Here is a 17589-nt window from a genome sequence, read left to right on the forward strand (position 1 = left end):
CCATATCTTCCTAAGTCAACAAACCATTAACTTCTTTAGCGCGTTCAACTAATGCTCTCCAAGTTTTTTGCTGTTGAAGCCGATCTTCTATTTGTGCAAATTCCGACCAAACTTTTAATGATTCTTTACGAAGAAAAATTCGCCATTCTAACTGTACGTTTTTAGCGCGAATCACTCGATCTACAAATTCTTCAACCATAAAATAAGCATCTGTAGAAGGTTCGCAAAGTATTTGATTTAAAGCTTGTTCGGATGTATCGGCTGCTTCTTGATGTAGTTTCTGTAATGTATTCAATATTTGTTCTTCAATCTTAAATTCACCTGTAGCTTCTTCAAATTGGTTATTATCTGGCTTAAGTTTATCAATATTAAGTCTCAGAAGACGGATTATTTTTCCAGCATTGGAAACGTCGAATTCATACAGCTTTTGAAAACCTCGTTTGAGATTGCTGGCACTATCGGGAAGAAGTTTATATATAATTTGGAGAAATTCGATTTCATGAGAATTTACAAGTTCTCCTAGATAAGATTTAATAATTTTTATAACTAAATATTTTCGGCTTTCTAATGAAAGCTGCATTGCTCTATCTAAAGATAGGAAATGTTCTAAAAAGTTAGTACGTATTTCATGTAAAAAATCGTTATAAGCGGTGTTGTAAGACCCAAACAGATGACGACGTTGTGCAATTTCTTCAGTGGTTGTAGGAATCCCTACATCCGTTCGACATCGTTGAATCGCATTTTTTACTCTTTCTTCAAATTCAATATCTAAGCTATTCCGATTTTGTTTTAACTCTGCTAATAATTTTTCTAAGTCGTTCGTTAATTTACGCCAAAACTGTTCAAAAAGTTGTTCAAATAATAAATCTCCATCACCATACCTAGTTAAAGCCGAACTAGCTTTGTCTAACTCAATACCGATATTTTGATGAAGTATATCTAGTTGTTGTTCGCACTCCCGTATATATTCTTTTTCAATTGACTCTACGTTCTCAACTAAATAATCGAGAATCGGCTCTAAAACTTCAGTAAAAGCTTCTTGAGAATCGGAACAATCGGCAATAATACACTTTGCAACTCGAATTGGTGTTTCTTTTAGTTCTGCCTGCAATTTCTGGCAACGGTAGCCGTTATCACCACCTTCCACACCGTGTTTGGTGCGATTGAGAATCATAAAAGAACATTTAGAAAGAGGAAAATTTGCTAAAGCATTACGAGCAATTTGATACAGTTTTAGATGTGCTTCTCCCCAAACAGCATTGGCTTCCGGTCTGCGAACGAATAAAATAAAATCGGCTGCTTCGGAGAGAATTTTAATTAATCGTTCTGCTTCGATTAAATTTGTATCTCCCAAACCGGGTAAATCTAATAAGGAAATCTGACCAATATCTTCGTAAGGAAAAGAACAAGATATTACACAGTCCTTAACTGCTAAATAATTAACGATTTTATCGCCGGTTTGATTTTTTGCATCTTGAGTAACATATTGCGGAATTTCTGATTCAGCAACTTCTATGGTGGGAGAATTAAGTAAATGCCGATATTTGGCAATGTTGGAATAATAATCCTTACGCAGATGTCCGTATCTAGCTTTGTCAAATTCGCTATCTTTTTTTTCTAAAGGTAGAGCAGGTGGAGGAGTGCGAGCAAATTCTTCGACAGTGATAGGTTTTTTACCCAAACCCAAAGTTTCGTAATAAGGAGCAAGTACTTGGTTTTGGAATTCCGAAGCTGAATAAAAATTAACGGCGGCTACTGCTTTTTGTAATCTTGGTTGATGAACAATTTTGCTTAAGGTACCCGTACAGTATCCTTCAGCACCATCAGGAATTACTTGGTTGCTGAGTCCTGTCAAACTTTGTAACAAGCGACTTTTACCTTGTCGAGCATAACCAACAACTGCAATATTTATTGTGCTGCGACTACACCGAGAGCGCAGTTTTTCCAGTAAATCTAAAAGATTATCGATTTGATTAATTATAGTAAAATCAATTTCTCTCAAACGTTTAGCAGATGTAGCGTCAACACCATTTTCTTGAAACTCAGATTGGTACTGTTTTAAATTAACCAGTGCTAACTTACAAACTTCTAGATTTGCTTTATCGCGTTCGATTCTACGAGCAAATCTTTGCCGTTGCTGAATAATTGCATTTATACGTTCAGTTCGGCGGATATCAATTTGAATTGTTTTCATATTTTGAAGGGGAACGGGGAACGGGGAACAGCGAAAAGCTTGGAGAAACTTCTTCAAATACTTAAATAGAAAGCATTAAATCTGATCAAAAAGGAACATTTTCTGTTGGTTTTTTGCTATTCCACGTTCCTCTCTCAAAAGTTATAGCTTTCATGAGGTCAAAATTATTAATGTCTTGGTGACGCTGGGGCTTTTGTAATGTGGAAAAAAATAAAAATTTTAAACATCAACTTGATAACAATACTCATTTGACACTCCCCATGTTTTAAAACAAAGGGATTCTTAACTCACAGGGAACCCGACGGTTTTACCCTCATTAAGCATCTTGACCGTATGCCCTACGGCTGCAAGTCCTCGAATTCTCACTACCTGAGCGGCTGCAATATCTCTATCAGTTGTATAGCCGCAATTATCACACGCATGAATACGGTTAGCTAATGTCTTTTTACCTGTTTCATATAAACAATTAGGACATATTTGAGAAGTTTTTCGGGCATCTACTTTTTGGAAATAAACTCCACGCTTAAAACAAATTTGTTCAAGAATATTGAAGAATTGACCAAACCCTGCATCTAAACAATGCTTGCCTAGCATTCCTCTAGACAACCCTATCAAGTTTAAATCTTCCACAAATATCATCCCTGCGTCATCACATAGTTTATGTGATAATTTCCTATGCCAATCTTTACGACAGTTAGCAACGTATTCATGCAGTTTTGCGACTTTCTTCTGTGCCTTTAGCCAATTGTTCGAACCTAATTGTTTTCTACTAACACGCTGTTGCAGCAATTTAAGCTTACGTTCGGCATCAACAAAAAACCTCGGACGCTTGTATAGGTGCCCATTAGAAGTAGCAACCATTGACGTTAAACCTACATCTATTCCTGCTCCCTCACCGTGTGGCATTGGTTGCGGCGGGTTTACATCCCATTGGACAGTTAGCATTACATACCAACCGGAAACACGTTTGAGTATACGTGCTTGTTTTATTTTCCCACCTGTAGGTATGTCCCGACTTTGGCGGAACTTCACCCAACCGATTTTAGGGAGATTAAGTATCGAGGGTTTTAACCTCTCCCCGTTCATTTGAGGGAAGACAAACGAACGCATCCGACCATGTTTCTTAAATCTTGGGAAACCAAAATTACGTTCCCACATTGAAACAAAAGCAACTTCTAATCGTTTTAATGTTTGCTGTAATACTTGAGACTGTACTGACTTTAATTCAGGATAATCTTTCTTAGCAGCAGTTAAAGATTTACACTGAGATGCGTATGTTGGGCGCGACGCATCGGCGGGGATAATGTAGCAATTGTGGAGGCTACAAGCGTTAATCCGACAACTCCGCGACTTGTACCAGTCTTTACGCTCACGCAAAGCATGGTTATAGACAAGTCGATTAATCTCTAGCCAACTTTCAAAAGTATTTATTTGTTCTTTGTTAGGCTTGAGCTTAAATTCATATGTCAGATTAAACATTGTTCTCACCTCCTTAATTAATTATATATAAATACTTAAAAATCAATATATTGATTTTTAAATATCCTGTTAGCTGCTAACGTAGCGTACCTATTTGTATTGCGTGACCGCCAGGTCATATAAATTTACTGTAAGCGTACATCCCTATAAATAGAATGGCGGGGCTTTGCTACAAAGATTTTCGGTAATCGAATCAAAGCAGTAAAACATCTGACCTAATTACGAAAATTGTCTCTAAATCTCTATAAATATTTCAATCGCAAGTTAGAAGCGGTAAAGCAGGAAAATTAGGTAATGTAATGCTGACGCTTTAAAATCCGGGAAAACTGCCGTGGTTCCAATTAGAGACAATAATCCGATTTCCATTACACCTTATGTTACTTATGGACTGATTGCCGTCAATGTCTTAGCTTTTCTATACGAATCGAGTTTGCCGCCTCAGTCTCTAGATGGGTTTCTTCATTTATTTGCTGTAGTACCGCGAGAATTAAGCTCCAGTTTTGGCGGAATTGCAGTTAATCAACCCGTTCCCGAATGGTTGACTTTGATTACTTCCCAATTTTTACACGGTGGTTTGTTGCACCTGGGGGGTAATATGTTATTTTTGTGGATTTTTGGTAACAACGTTGAAGAAAAATTAGGTTATATCAAATATTTAATTTTTTACTTAGGTTGCGGTGTATTGGCATCGTTGGCTCAGTGGTATTTTTCCCAAGGCTCCGCAATTCCTTCTTTAGGTGCTAGTGGTGCGATCGCCGGTGTAATGGGAGCATATATCATCCGTTTTCCAAAAGCAGAAGTTCTCGGTGTCGTACCTTTAGGCATCTTTTTTCCTACCTTCCGAGTTCCCGCTTACTTCTTTTTAGGATTTTGGTTTATTCAACAAGCTTTTTATGGTGTTTCTAGTTTAGGAATGCCTACTAATATTGGCATGGAAAATGGTGGAATTGCTTATTGGGCGCACGCTGGCGGCTTTGTGTTTGGAGCAATCCTCGGTCCCATATTAGGTTTGTTTAGCGATAAATCCCCAGAAGAATCTTGGTGATAAGGAGTTAGGAGTTAGGAGTTAGGAGTTAGGAGTTAGGAGTTGCAAGTTGCCAACAATATTTTTATTGTCATCTGTGCTGCTCAACCTTCCATTCCTACTCGATACTCGTTACTTATTACTCGCTACTTTTAGAATATCTCCTTGTCTCCCCATCCCCCCATCTCCCTATTCCCTGTTCCCTACTCCCTAAATTCTTATATTTATTTGCATCGTTGAAACACCACTAACTTCGCAACTGTAAGCCCTACAGGTTATAGTGCAGTTGTTACTCAAAAAAAATCAAAAACACCAGTGTTTCCTCTATACGACGAAAACCCAACGCGAATCACTCCTTTTATTACCTACGGTTTGATTGGCATGAATGTTTTAGTGTTTCTTCATGAATTTAGGTTGTCAGATGCACAATTAAATCAGTTTTTCCAACTGTATGCAGTGGTACCGCAACAGTTAACTGCTAGCTTTGCTGGTGGGGCGATCGCTCAACCTGTACCAGAATGGGCAACTTTGTTTTCGTCACAATTTTTACATGGTGGTTGGTGGCATCTAATTTCTAATATGGTGTTTCTTTGGGTTTTTGGTAATAATATTGAAGACCGTTTGGGTCATTTTAAATATATAATTTTCTACTTGGGTTGCGGGGCTTTAGCTGCTTTATGCCAATGGTTTATTGGAATGGATTCTACCATCCCTTCATTAGGTGCTTCTGGTGCGATTTCTGGAGTTTTGGGTGCCTACCTGATCCGCTTTCCTCAAACTTTAGTTAGAACTCTTATTTTCTTAGGTATTTTTATAACTACTCTCAGAGTTCCAGCATGGGTATTAATAGGAATTTACATTGTCCAGAATGTTATATCCGGTGTTGCCGATTTGCAAAGAGCCGCTAATATGACTATGGAAACAGGTGGAGTTGCTTATTGGGCGCACATTGGCGGTTTCGTATTTGGATTAGCTTTAGGCCCCTTACTTGGTTTATTTAACGACGATTAATAATAAGGGAATAGGGAATAGGGAATAGAAAAGAGGTCTAACTCCTAATTCCTTAATTCCTAATTCCTAATTCCTTAATTCCGATTCACTGCCGAATACTCCTCCGGATGTATATAATCTGAATCTTCTTCTTCAAAATGTGCTTGAGGTTCTTCAACATTCATGGCTACATCGGCACCATCAATAACTACTCCCAATAATCCCATTTCATTTTCAACTAATTCATCAAGGGCTTCACCGAAGATATTTTCTTGGGTGTAATTTGGTCGAGCTACCACAACCATACCGTCGCTGTAAGGATGAATTAGTAAGGCATCGTTTGATAAACCTAAAGGTTTTGTATCTAAAATTACTAAATCGAATCGTTCTCTAGCATCTTCCAATAGTCGCCGTAATTCGCTCGATTCAAGAACTGCGGCTGATTGCCGTAAAGGGCCGGGGCTAGGTACTATGTATAAGTTTTCTACGTCTGGAACAAGGTGGATGCATTCGCTGCTGCCGTAGTAGCGCAGAGGTTCAGTGTTGGAATCTGGGTCGATATTTACATTTAGCGATTCACAACGAGATGGCGAACGCAAATCTGTTTCGATGATTATTGTTCGTTTTCCGGCACGAGCGGAGGCAATTCCTAAGTTGTAAGCGCTTGTGGTTTTACCTTCTGAACTACCCGTACTAGTAACAAGTACGACTTTGACTTTTTTACCGCCAGATCGACGTACATTAGAGCGGAATTTTTCTAAAATTTCCATGTAGGCAGACTCGGCAGAAAGCACCACCGGAACAAGCTCTCGGTTGGTATCTCCAACTGGCATTATCGGCAATTCTGCAAGTAGCAAAACTTCTCGCTGCTTGAGTGCGTTGCGAATATCTTCTTTTGTTTTGAAAGTTCCTTCGAGAGAACCTAATAAGAAGATTACACCACCACCAATTAACAGCCCTAAGAAACCACCTATACCCAAAGTTACGGGTACGCTTTGAGCGGATGATTCTTGCGGTATTACTACTGGCGGTTGAGTAATGGTCAAAGTACTTACAGTTTCCGCTTCTGCTGTTCTAGCATCGGCTAATTTTGCCTGCATCTGGTCGTAGACGGCTTTTTTTAAACCTACCTGCTGCACTAAGCGCGATCGCTCTAATTGTTTGTTGGGAATGTCAGCATAATCCCGTTGTAGTTTGGCTTGTTCTTGCACCAAATCAATTAATTGTCTTTGCAAAGTTTCCCGTTGAGTTTGTAAAGCGACTAATTGATTTGCTAGCTGCTGTCGTGCTGGATCTAAATTACTTTGAGCGCGAACACCAGAAACGTTAGGAAGAGGAGCAGTATTATCGATTCCACCGACTACTTCAGCTGCGCGTTCTTGCAGCAGTTTTTCATAAGCATCTTTTTGACGCTGTAAAGTAATCATCGCTGGATAAGTAGAACGCACGTCTTTTCTCAAAACCTCCATCTGGGATTCAACTTGATAAATTTGGTTGCGTAAATTACCAATAATTGGATCGGCACTTAAAGCAGAAGAAGTATATGCTTGTTCAGCGCTCAACCCTAACCTATCTTGCAAACTGCGAATCTGAGCATCAATACCAGATACGGTTAGTTTAATTTGCCTTTGTTGATTTTGACTACCGGTGATGGTGTTGAGCAAACTACCATTTTCAGCAGCTAGAATTGCCGGACGTTCTTTCTTGTCGTATTGTTCTAATTTCTTTTCAGCTTCTTCTAGTTCAGTCGTAACCTTCGGCAGTCTTTCCTCAATTTTGTCAATAATTGCTTGTAATCGCCCGCTATTAATATCCCCGCTCAACTGTACCATTGCCTGCATCAAGGCAGACACTACCTCTCCGGCTCTTTTAGGCTCTGTATCTTGGTATTTAATAGTAATAATGCCAGCACTTAACTGACCATCTTCCCCTATTTGAGGTACGCTAACTGCAAGATTTGTACCAATCTTTTTCGGTTTTTCATTGACTTTTTGTGCTACAGCTTCAATTACTTTATCTTGTATTAAAACTTCTTTTGATAATGCTAAACCTTGTTGCTGAATTTCACTACCAGTAGCGGAAAAACTAACTGGCGGACGGGTGTAGGATAAGGCTCCATTGGCAGTGTATTGGCGTGGTGGTTCTGGTTGTACGGCTAATAAAGTTGAACCTGCTACAACTAAACCAAAACTCGCTAGTCCTATCCATTTGTATTTATCAAAAGCAATTAAATAGCGCTTAACAATTGGTGGAGTCATGGCAAAGGTACGTACAAACAGAATTGGCGGCGAACATAAGTGATATCAGTATTTTTAAATTGATACCTAAATTGATATCTAAAAAGTGAAGGCTTCAAAAAAGCGAAGAAAAGACTGAATATCAAGAAAAGGTCTAGCAACATTTGAAAGAACGTTGGTAATTTTACCAATCAGATTTCGACCTACAACAATAACATCGTTGTCTTGCAAAGGTACGTTTTGAGATGCATCTCCTCTAAGGGCACTTCTCGCATTTAGTTTTTGGGTAACTGCTTTACCTTGTTCCGAGTCAAAGCGCACTAAGGCAATATTTTTTAAATCGGAGCGAGGAATGCTGACACTTCCTAAAGCATCAATAAAATTACTGCCATTAGGTAAAGTTTGAGTAACGATTCCTCCAGAAGCGTAATTTAATACACGTACTCGAATTACAGGCTGTGCTAAAGATGAACGCGCAACGACATTCGTGTCATAACCATCATCCATAGCAACTTCACGGCGTGGAATAATTAGTGAATCGCCATCTTGTAACCGTAGAGACGGGAAAGTACCGCCATTTAACAACGGAGTATACAAGTCAATATTTTGCGAAACTACCGAACCATCTATTAGTTTGCGACGTACTTGAATTTGCCGCAAATCCGCCGTTTCAGTTGAACCCCCAGCCGTCCGCAGAACCTCAAGAATACCGGGTAGTGCCGGATTCACAGGATAAACCCCAGGTCTAAATATTTCTCCGGCGACATTTACTTGAATTGGTCGCGGTGATAATAAGGAAATCGTGACAACAGGATCTACTTGAACGCGCTGTAAACCCAAACGAATTTTTTCTTGGGCTTCTTCAAGAGTCAAACCTTGTACCGAAATTTTTCCCAGTCGGGGTACTGCAATATTACCTTCTACATCTACCCTCGTCTGAAAATTTAGAGGAGGACGTTGCGCGGCTAATGCTACGGTAACGCTTGGTTCGACTACAAAGCGATTTAAGGCAGCACGAATTTTTGTTTGGGCTTGTTCTAAGGTTAAACCTTGGAGGGATACAGTTCCGGCTAAAGGCACTACAACATTACCCTCTCGATTTATCGATGCTTGGAAGCTCAAATCGGGGAAACGTTGCACTATTACAGTAATTCCATCTCCTGCTCCTAAACGATAACGACCTTCGGGTGCATCCACAAATATGCCGATTACATCATCAGTGCCTAAAAGATATCTAGTAAATTGAGGTGATATCTCTCCATCGTCGTTCGAGGGAAGCGGAGCTAAAAAGTCCGCGTCAGGTGGAGGTGCAGGAAGCGGTCCTACAGGATCTTTTTGTAAAGGTATTTGTTCTTGAGGTATCTGAGCAAAAATAGGTTGGGAAGCTGTTGCCAAAAAAACACTTATTTGAAGACTAGCAACACAAAAGGCGTTGAATCCACGCATATGACGTAATCGAGTTCTAAACATCTGTGCTTCATAAACTTATTTAAGGAATAAAAACGGTAAAACGCCTATTTCTAGAAAACAGTTAACAGTTAAAATATTTTTTTACTTTTATGATGTATTTTTTTATACTCTGACTGTCTCCTTACGAAGAAAACACTGTTAAGGCAAAAAAAATATCTAAGTCTCTATCAATAATTCAAATTAACTGAGATTAACTAAAATTAACTAACATTAATTAATTTTAACTAAAGTTAAACAATCTAGTTTGCACCGTTTGACCAATAGACTTTATTTGTTCCCAGGTTGTTTCTACTTCCCCCAAAGGCTCTATTGGAATAAATAAACTAACGGCAACCCACGGAACGCGCTGCTTATGCCACTGTGCTAACTGGTCGGCCCAGAACCAATTTAAAGGCGAAAAATGTCCCGCGTTTGGCATTGCGTACCATTGCAAAACAGCGAAAGTTTGATTTTTGCTAGATCCACGGAAAAATCTCGCTCTTACCTGAGTTTTGTCTTTAAGTTGTGGCTCTTCAACCATAAACTGGGCTTCTCTATATTGAGCAACCTGCCACTCTCCCCACTGCATTCTTCCCCAACTATTAATCTCCGTCCATTCAACCTGGGGTTGGCTTTTAGGACCGTTTTGAGGTAACAACAACAATATCGCTGTTTGCTTAGAATCCTCATTTTCCATCAGTTGCAAAGACCATTTACCAGAACCCAGATTCTGCTCCTGCTGTTGAGTTATTTTCCAACCAGGTAACGTTAAACCTGTTTTACGCAGCTGCTTTATCTCTCCAAGCTTGATAATAGGTGGTGGTTCTTTCCATTGCCATTTTCCTTGGAAGTACCCTGGTAGTGCCCCTATCGCCAGTAGCAGCGCCAATAATAAAAGCGCTGCTATCTGCAAAAACTGACGTTCCTTAAAAAATCGGGAAAGGGAAATCATTGAATGAACTATTAACTACAAAAGACAAAATTGTACTTTTTATACTGGCACTATGAGTTCAGTAATTTCAACAGTGCTTTACCGATTGTGCAGTGTTGGCAACAGACAATTTACTGAATTTCATTCCCTGAGTTCTCAACCGAATCTTCTGAAAAATAGCTATCAATCCAATTAATCACTGGTATTAATAGTAGTAACATACAAGCCGAATACAGATCGCCACCCCAACTATCATGCAACCAATGAAAAGCACCATCCTGTCCGGTAGCATGAAAAAAGGTAAGTAAAGTATTGCGAATTATATTAGCGGTAACGCTGAGAATTACTGCTATTGATAAAAACCAAATGCTTTTACGCCTAGAAGATAATGTATCCGTCCAATAAAGCAGAATTAAACCAATATAGATGGTAGTAAACAGCATTTTTAAACCTGCACAGTAAGGTGCTACTTCTACAATGCGCTGATTTACGTATATATTAATTCCATCTACAACCACATCTAAACCAAACTGCTTGACAATAAAGCCAGCAGTTCCCGCAATAAAGCTTTGCAAAGGCAAAGTAAAAGGTGCAATCAAGTAGGGTAAAGAATTAGGAGTTGCCAGGAGAATTAATAGTAAAGGAAAACCTTGTAATTTTAAACCTTTAATTCCCTTTAACCATAAACATAATCCAGTTAATATTACCGGAAAAGAAAGGTTTACCCATTCACCGACACCGCTAAGATAAAAAACTCCTCCTATTGCTAATAATATGGCACCCGAGACATTACTATTATCCGGTAATCTCACCCATTGTTTGCGATTCATCCAAGCTAGATAAGCCGCAAATGGAAAACCAATGATACCGTGGCTAAAATATTCGTGTTCGATACTTATATTTTTGTTTATCCAGCCATCGTACCAAAACAGTATTAAGGGAGCATACAGTAGAACTAATATACCTAATATTGCATAATTAAATACTTGTGGTGGAATCGAACGTCTTACTTGATGTTGAGTTAACATAATTTTAATTAATTCATCTTGTATTTATTTGTTTTTAAATCAATCAAAAAATGCTAGGAGCTATTCGATTTTAGATTTTGAATTCAATCTATAGATTAATCTCTATAATTAATCACGATCCAAAAAGTTTTATCCAAAAAAATTATACTGTCTTAGACTCAAGTATTTTGAGCAAATCTAAAATTGGCTAATGCTTCTTAAATATGAAGCAATTTATATTGCCGTTCGCTAACTACTGATGCAATTGCTGTTGCCACAACATTTACTTGATTATTAGTTAAACCGGGATACATGGGTAAAGATAATATTTGATTTGCTAACTTTTCAGAATGAGGGAAATCTCCTATTTCATAACCTAAATCTTTAAAAGCAGGCTGAAGATGGCAGGGAATCGGATAGTGAATTCCAGTTTGAATTCCCATCGCAGCAAGTTTTTCTTGAATTTCCTCTCTTTGTAAAGGACAGGATTCATCCACTTTAATTACATAAAGATGATAGACGTGTCCGTCACCACTTTGATTCTGCATGGGAGTAATTCCCAATGACTTTAAAGGTGCTAGCTCGCGATCGTACTGCTGGGCTGTTTTCAAACGACTGGCATTCCATCCTGCTAAATGGGGCAACTTTTGATGCAGTACTGCTGCTTGCAAAGTGTCCAAACGGCTATTTGTGCCCATCTCGACATGGTAATATTTTTTAGATGCACCATAATTCCGCAAGCGCACCATTTTTTGCGCTACTTCCTTATCTGAAGTCACTAATATTCCACCATCACCAAATGCACCCAAATTCTTACTAGGATAAAAACTATAAGCTGCTGCTATTCCTAAAGAACCTGCTCTACATCCATCTCTGTGGGCTAAGTGTGCTTGGGCTGCATCCTCAAAAATCATCAAATTGTGTCTTTCGGCAAAATCTGTTAAGTCTTGAGGAGAAACTACTTGACCGTACAAATGTACTGGAACAATTGCTTTAGTTTTCGGTGTAATCGCATTTTCTGCTGCTGCTAAATCTATTAAAGCAGTGTTCGGGTCGCAATCGACAAAAATTGGTTTGGCACCCGCACGCAAAACTCCAATTAATGTTGCGACAAAAGTATTTGCAGGGAGAATCACCTCCGAGTCAGCACCTATATTACAAGCTTGCAAACCCAGCGCGATCGCATCGGTTCCACTAGCGACTCCAACGCCATATTCTGCACCCGAAGAAACAGCAAATTCTGTTTCAAAATCACTCAGCGCTTTACCTAAAATAAAATCTCCTCGTTCCAATACATCTTCAATTGCTTGCCGCATTTGTTTCTGAATTGGTTGATGCTGCAAACTTAAGTCTACAAAGGGAATTTTCACATTTACATCACTCATATAATTCGCAGCCTCTTTCAGTAAATATCATTCTTTTTTATACGCGCCTTATCTATTTATGACTAACTACTTAGAAATCAGCAAACAAATATTATGAAGGTTCTGTAAATTTTATATTAATTTTCTTTTCTTCTATTTTATCTTCAGCGACCTTCAATAATTTATTAACTTTTTGCTATTCTTTATCTAAGTTTGTCTTATTTTTATCACAATTATCTGAATATTTTTTTAAGTAGTTAATCAATTGTACTTTTGAACATTGCAAATTATCTGACACTTTATTGCCGCTGGATATATTGAAATTGATATCGCAATATGCAATCTACTATACAAAATACGGCGACTTAATTATATTTGTGACTATTTATTTATTTAATAGTTGAGTTTCGACAATAAACTAGATGAAAATACTCAAAACATTTTGAATATCTATGAATAGAATTGACTTTATTCGATAATTTATCTAATTACCATTGATAGTTTTTATAATCATAATGACAACAGTGTATTTACGATAAAAAAATACGAACTATAGAAAGTTCAGTAGACCCACGGGCATAATTTGATATGCCAATAAATCATCTTTCAGCTTTTGTTTGATGATGATTATTTTATCTATCAACATAAGACATGATAGATATAACTACTATTTAGAGCATCGACTAATTAACCGTTAAACTAGCCCTTTGGATGGTTGCAAATAATATAAATTACCCATTCAGGGAAAAAAATTCGAGCAATCTGTTTGTCTGAGGTGAATTTGGGGAATGCTTAAGAATAGTAAAGACGATAGATAGATAAGTAAATGAAATATAGTTTCCAAGAAAAATTAAGGTAACAGTGGTAATGGTAGAGCCTGAAAACAAAATGTTCGCCCATAAAGATGGTTGGGCAACACCTGAGAACAAAGAGCAGCAAAGACTTCAAGCTTTATTGAGGTTGGGTTTGCGGCAGCCAGAAACAATTCCGGTTTTTGAAGAAGCCACTCAAACTGCGGCCCACTTCCTCGAAGCACCTATTTCGATTCTGGGCTTTGTAGATAACGAGCGCCACTGGTTTAAGTCAGCGGTGGGTTTGTCCCGTTTGGGACTAATGAATCAATTAGCACAAACCCGTCAACTATCAAGACAAGAATCTTTCTGTACCCAGGTAGTAGAAAGTATGCAAATGGTAGTAATTAACGATACTCACAAGCTGGATCGAGCCGAACTAGTTTCCGGTAAGCTAGTTAAGGATTATGGAATTCGTGCCTATGTAGGAGTGCCACTTATTGATGCCCAAGGGTATTGTCTGGGCGCATTAGCGGTAATGGATTTAATACCGCGCAATTTCTCCACTAAGGATATCGAGTTTTTACAAATCATTGCTCGCTGGAGCATGAGTGAATTTGAGCGCAACCGATTGCTGCAAGAAGGAACAGCAAAAAGTATTTCTTCTAAGAAAACAAATAACTTTGAAGAATCTAGTACCTCGGAAATCAAAATCAGTGCGCCAGCTTTTCAAAATTCGGTTTTCACCAGTCAGTTGAAATTGCAGCTTTTAGGGCAGTTGACTCAGGAGTTACGTACTCCCTTAACATCAGTTCTAGGTATGGCTAGCGTTTTGGGACGCGAAATATACGGCCCTCTAACAACTAAGCAAAGAGAATATCTAGAAATTATTCAGCATAGCGGTAGATATTTACTTTCCTTAGTCAACGAGATTTCTGAGTTGGGAGCAATGGATGATACTAATACCGAACTAAATTTGGCTCCCGTGGATATTGAAATGCTTTGCCAGCAAGCTATCAATACTTTAGAAGAAACAGCAGCCCGTCGCGAGCAAGACATTCGTCTATCTATAGAACCCGGACGAAATCGTATTCTGCCACTAGACAAAGATAAAGTGCGGCAAATTTTGTATCACCTGATTTTCAGCGTGATTCAACTTTCTGCAACAGGTAGCGTTGTCAGGATTCATGTTTCTTATAAAGAAGATGCACTCTTACTTACCATTTGGGTTTCCCATCCTTGGTTAGGAGAAGGAATAACCGAAGTAGATCCCTATTTCCGCCTTTCTCAAATATCTTCGATGCAACTCGCATCTGATATAACTTCAGCCTTCACCACTCATCCCGACAGCAGACAAACACTCAATGGTATGGCTTCAAAGAACAATATTCCCATAAGTGAGAATATTTCTTCTGGTGGAATTGCTGTTGATTCATCCGACAATGAAAATAAATCGCAATCTGATGGTGTATCCCGCGAAACCTTGGGTTTATTGCTCAGCTGTCAGTTAGCAGAGTTACATGGAGGAGACATTACAATCCAAGGTTCCCAAGAATCAGGATATCGCTATGTACTTTCTTTACCTTTAGACCAAGGTAATACTAAAGCAGTTGGAGATGCATAAGGTTACATTTTGCTTCCTCCCCGAAGGTTTATTTGTTGCTTTCCCAACAATCTTTAATTAGCATCGATAGAAAATTTTCGGATTAGAGGTGATTTGTAATGATTGATGGGTAAGTGGTAATAGTTAAAGACAAAACTATTACCACCAGAGCAAAGTTGGAAATTTGATTAACAATTTAATTAATAATTTCCTAAATGCAGTCTAGATTATTACTTTTTTCGGACTAAGCACATTATTATTAGTCCATGATTTTCGCTCGATGCTAATTGACTAAGGCCCGAATTGTATGGATTTCTTTTGGCAACAGTTGACTTTATCTTCCGTCCCCCTAAAGCAGTATATTACTTCTAGCTACCTACACCGCCTTCTAGTTGGGTTTTTAAGCTCTTGGCGGCAGACTAGCATTTTACTTCGTTGGGGAGATGCAATTGCGGTTGCATTATTAAGTATTGTATATATTCTGGCTCCTTTCGTTTCCAATGGATTAATTGGTTTACTACTTGCAGCCTGTGTCGGATTTTGGTTGCTGCTGACTATTTCAGACGAACCAGCTAATTCCAATGCTACAGGGATTACACCAATACATTTAATGATTTTCCTTTACTGGGGAATCGCGACTGTAGCAACGGCACTATCGCCAGTTAAAAAAGCAGCATTTACTGGTTGGACAAAATTAACTTTATATTTATTGCTGTTTGCTCTTTGTGCGAGGTTACTCAAATCTTCTCGGATTCGTTCTTGGCTGATTGCCGTTTACCTACATATATCTTTAATTGTTAGCGTCAACGGATTGCGACAATGGTTTTTTGGTGCAAAAGCATTAGCGACTTGGGTAGATCCAGAATCTTCTTTATCTAAAACCACAAGAATATACAGTTATTTAGGTAATCCAAATTTACTTGCAGGCTATATTCTTCCTGCCGTAATTTTAAGTTTTATCGCTATTTTTGTATGGCGTAGTGGATTTACCAAAGCTTTAGCAATTACCATGTTTATTGTTAATAGCGCTTGTTTAATACTTACCTTTAGCCGTGGTGGTTGGATTGGTTTAGTAGCATCATTTTTAGTTCTTTTAGTATTATTATTGTACTGGTGGAGTATCGATATGCCTCCTTTTTGGCGTACTTGGTCGCTGCCAATTCTTTTAGTAAGTTTAGGAATAGTATCTGTTTTAGCAGTATTATTTGTTCCACCCGTGCGCGAAAGAGTTTTAAGTATTTTTGCTGGTAGAGGTGATAGCAGTAATAACTTCCGAATTAATGTTTGGATGGCTGCGATCGAAATGATTAAAGATCGTCCGGTAATTGGTATTGGCCCGGGTAATAGCGCATTTAATAAGATTTACCCTCTTTATCAACGTCCTAATTTTACAGCTTTGAGTGCTTATTCGATTTTTCTAGAAATCGCAGTTGAAACAGGTTTAATTGGTTTTGTTTGTTTTATTTGGCTGTTAGTTGTCACGTTTAATTCTGGTTTATTGCAGTTACGACGTTTGAGACAGCAACGAAATACACAAGGGTTGTGGTTAATTGCCGGAATTGTGGCTTTAGTCGGTATGCTCGGTCATGGTGTAGTAGATACTGTATGGTATCGTCCCCAGGTAAATACTTTATGGTGGTTGATGGTTGGTTTAGTTGCTAGCTACTGGAAACCATTACCCAAAACTCAAACAAATCCAATAAATTCTTCTCAACCAACTGTAAACTGGTAAGCCGTTTAATAATTAGAAAAAGTCTAGATACGTAAAATTAGATATGCAAAATTAGAGACGTAAAATTTTACGTCTCTACATCAAGCAAGCTACTCCACTAAATTATGTTCCATTGCAAAACGTACTAATTCTGCTCGGTTACTGGTATTAGTTTTTCTTAGCAAGCTACTGACGTATTTTTCTACAGTTCGTGGACTTAAATAAAGGCGATCGCCAATTTCAGCATTAGAAAGTCCATGAGTCAAAATTTCTAAAACTTCTTGTTCTCTGGTAGTAAGAGATTCATATAATTGAGTTTCTTTATGATTGAAAAAATCTGTTTCATTCCGAGAATCCGCTTTGTTGAGATTTTTTTGTAACGATAATTTATATTCAGTTTGAATAATCTGACTTCGTTCTAAAAGATTATTGATAGCAGCGGCTAATTCTTCAAGTTCAAAAGGCTTGGGTAAATACAAATCGCACCCAGATTGATAACCTAAAATTCTTTCTTGTGTTTGGGTTCTTGCCGTTAACAAAATGACGGGTAACAAGCGAAAATTAGCTTTTTGACGCACCTGACGCACTAATTCGTACCCATTCATTTGCGGCATAATTATATCGGTAACAATTAGATCGGGATGGTGCTTGTTCACCATAACCAAACCTTCTTGACCATCATTAGCTGTGACTACTTCGTACCCAGATAGTTCTAAATAGTCGCCGATCGACAGACGAGTACCTAAATCATCATCCACTACTAGGATTTTGAAGGGCATAGGCCTTACACCCCTAAAACTTCTTAACTT

Annotated in this window: 12 protein-coding genes; 4 read left to right on the forward strand and 8 right to left on the reverse strand. The window is 38.3% G+C overall.

Annotated features, from left to right (window positions below; genetic code table 11):
* Positions 1-10: 10 nt before the first annotated feature.
* Both ACM03V_RS05685 and ACM03V_RS05690 read right to left on the reverse strand, forming a co-directional pair.
* Positions 11-2194 carry a dynamin family protein gene (locus tag ACM03V_RS05685; RefSeq protein WP_414619787.1) on the reverse strand — a complete coding sequence of 728 codons (2184 nt, stop codon included), beginning with the start codon at positions 2192-2194 and terminating at the stop codon, positions 11-13.
* A 282-nt stretch (positions 2195-2476) separates the two neighbouring features.
* On the reverse strand, positions 2477-3673 hold the full coding sequence (locus ACM03V_RS05690) for an RNA-guided endonuclease InsQ/TnpB family protein (protein WP_414619788.1): 1197 nt from the start codon (positions 3671-3673) through the stop codon (positions 2477-2479).
* 331 nt (positions 3674-4004) lie between these two features.
* On the opposite strand from ACM03V_RS05690, the gene ACM03V_RS05695 reads away from it, so the two are divergent.
* Positions 4005-4718, forward strand: coding sequence for a rhomboid family intramembrane serine protease (locus ACM03V_RS05695; protein WP_414619789.1), 714 nt, complete (start codon positions 4005-4007; stop codon positions 4716-4718).
* Between the two features lie 294 nt (positions 4719-5012).
* A complete protein-coding gene (locus tag ACM03V_RS05700) occupies positions 5013-5708 on the forward strand; it encodes a rhomboid family intramembrane serine protease (RefSeq protein WP_414619790.1) in 696 nt (231 codons plus the stop codon).
* A gap of 74 nt (positions 5709-5782) precedes the next feature.
* On the opposite strand, the gene ACM03V_RS05705 is transcribed toward ACM03V_RS05700, so the two are convergent.
* The 5 genes from ACM03V_RS05705 to ACM03V_RS05725 all read right to left on the reverse strand — a co-directional run bounded on the left by ACM03V_RS05705 (position 5783) and on the right by ACM03V_RS05725 (position 12696).
* Entirely contained in the window at positions 5783-7945 is a 2163-nt protein-coding gene (locus ACM03V_RS05705; protein ID WP_414619791.1) for a GumC family protein, read from the reverse strand.
* A 78-nt stretch (positions 7946-8023) separates the two neighbouring features.
* Complete coding sequence (locus ACM03V_RS05710) at positions 8024-9394, reverse strand: polysaccharide biosynthesis/export family protein (protein ID WP_414619792.1); 1371 nt, start codon at positions 9392-9394, stop codon at positions 8024-8026.
* Between the two features lie 220 nt (positions 9395-9614).
* Entirely contained in the window at positions 9615-10325 is a 711-nt protein-coding gene (locus ACM03V_RS05715) for a cyanoexosortase B system-associated protein (RefSeq protein WP_414619793.1), read from the reverse strand.
* Between the two features lie 110 nt (positions 10326-10435).
* Complete coding sequence (gene crtB, locus ACM03V_RS05720) at positions 10436-11332, reverse strand: cyanoexosortase B (RefSeq protein WP_414619794.1); 897 nt, start codon at positions 11330-11332, stop codon at positions 10436-10438.
* A gap of 197 nt (positions 11333-11529) precedes the next feature.
* The gene (locus tag ACM03V_RS05725) at positions 11530-12696 is read right to left on the reverse strand and encodes a DegT/DnrJ/EryC1/StrS family aminotransferase (RefSeq protein ID WP_414619795.1); all 1167 of its coding nucleotides are present in this window, start codon (positions 12694-12696) and stop codon (positions 11530-11532) included.
* An 846-nt stretch (positions 12697-13542) separates the two neighbouring features.
* Here ACM03V_RS05725 and ACM03V_RS05730 point away from each other — a divergent pair.
* Together ACM03V_RS05730 and ACM03V_RS05735 are read left to right on the forward strand one after the other, a co-directional pair.
* A complete protein-coding gene (locus ACM03V_RS05730; RefSeq protein ID WP_414619796.1) occupies positions 13543-15090 on the forward strand; it encodes a histidine kinase dimerization/phospho-acceptor domain-containing protein in 1548 nt (515 codons plus the stop codon).
* A gap of 286 nt (positions 15091-15376) precedes the next feature.
* On the forward strand, positions 15377-16801 hold the full coding sequence (locus ACM03V_RS05735; protein WP_414619797.1) for an IctB family putative bicarbonate transporter: 1425 nt from the start codon (positions 15377-15379) through the stop codon (positions 16799-16801).
* A gap of 89 nt (positions 16802-16890) precedes the next feature.
* On the opposite strand, the gene ACM03V_RS05740 is transcribed toward ACM03V_RS05735, so the two are convergent.
* Positions 16891-17559, reverse strand: a complete 669-nt coding sequence (locus ACM03V_RS05740) for a response regulator transcription factor (protein ID WP_414619798.1) — start codon at positions 17557-17559, stop codon at positions 16891-16893.
* Between the last annotated feature and the right edge of the window lie 30 nt (positions 17560-17589).

This window comes from Calothrix sp. CCY 0018 (genome assembly GCF_963920925.1).
In the GTDB taxonomy this organism is placed as follows: Bacteria; Cyanobacteriota; Cyanobacteriia; order Cyanobacteriales; family Nostocaceae; genus Rivularia.

Bases quoted from the DNA above. Each gene is read 5' to 3' on its own strand.
- ACM03V_RS05685 (WP_414619787.1), bottom strand. From the start codon at position 2,194: ATGAAAACAATTCAAATTGATATCCGCCGAACTGAACGTATAAATGCA.
- ACM03V_RS05690 (WP_414619788.1), bottom strand. From the start codon at position 3,673: ATGTTTAATCTGACATATGAATTTAAGCTCAAGCCTAACAAAGAACAA.
- ACM03V_RS05705 (WP_414619791.1), bottom strand. From the start codon at position 7,945: ATGACTCCACCAATTGTTAAGCGCTATTTAATTGCTTTTGATAAATAC.
- ACM03V_RS05710 (WP_414619792.1), bottom strand. From the start codon at position 9,394: ATGTTTAGAACTCGATTACGTCATATGCGTGGATTCAACGCCTTTTGT.
- ACM03V_RS05715 (WP_414619793.1), bottom strand. From the start codon at position 10,325: ATGATTTCCCTTTCCCGATTTTTTAAGGAACGTCAGTTTTTGCAGATA.
- crtB (WP_414619794.1), bottom strand. From the start codon at position 11,332: ATGTTAACTCAACATCAAGTAAGACGTTCGATTCCACCACAAGTATTT.
- ACM03V_RS05725 (WP_414619795.1), bottom strand. From the start codon at position 12,696: ATGAGTGATGTAAATGTGAAAATTCCCTTTGTAGACTTAAGTTTGCAG.
- ACM03V_RS05730 (WP_414619796.1), top strand. From the start codon at position 13,543: ATGGTAGAGCCTGAAAACAAAATGTTCGCCCATAAAGATGGTTGGGCA.
- ACM03V_RS05735 (WP_414619797.1), top strand. From the start codon at position 15,377: ATGGATTTCTTTTGGCAACAGTTGACTTTATCTTCCGTCCCCCTAAAG.
- ACM03V_RS05740 (WP_414619798.1), bottom strand. From the start codon at position 17,559: ATGCCCTTCAAAATCCTAGTAGTGGATGATGATTTAGGTACTCGTCTG.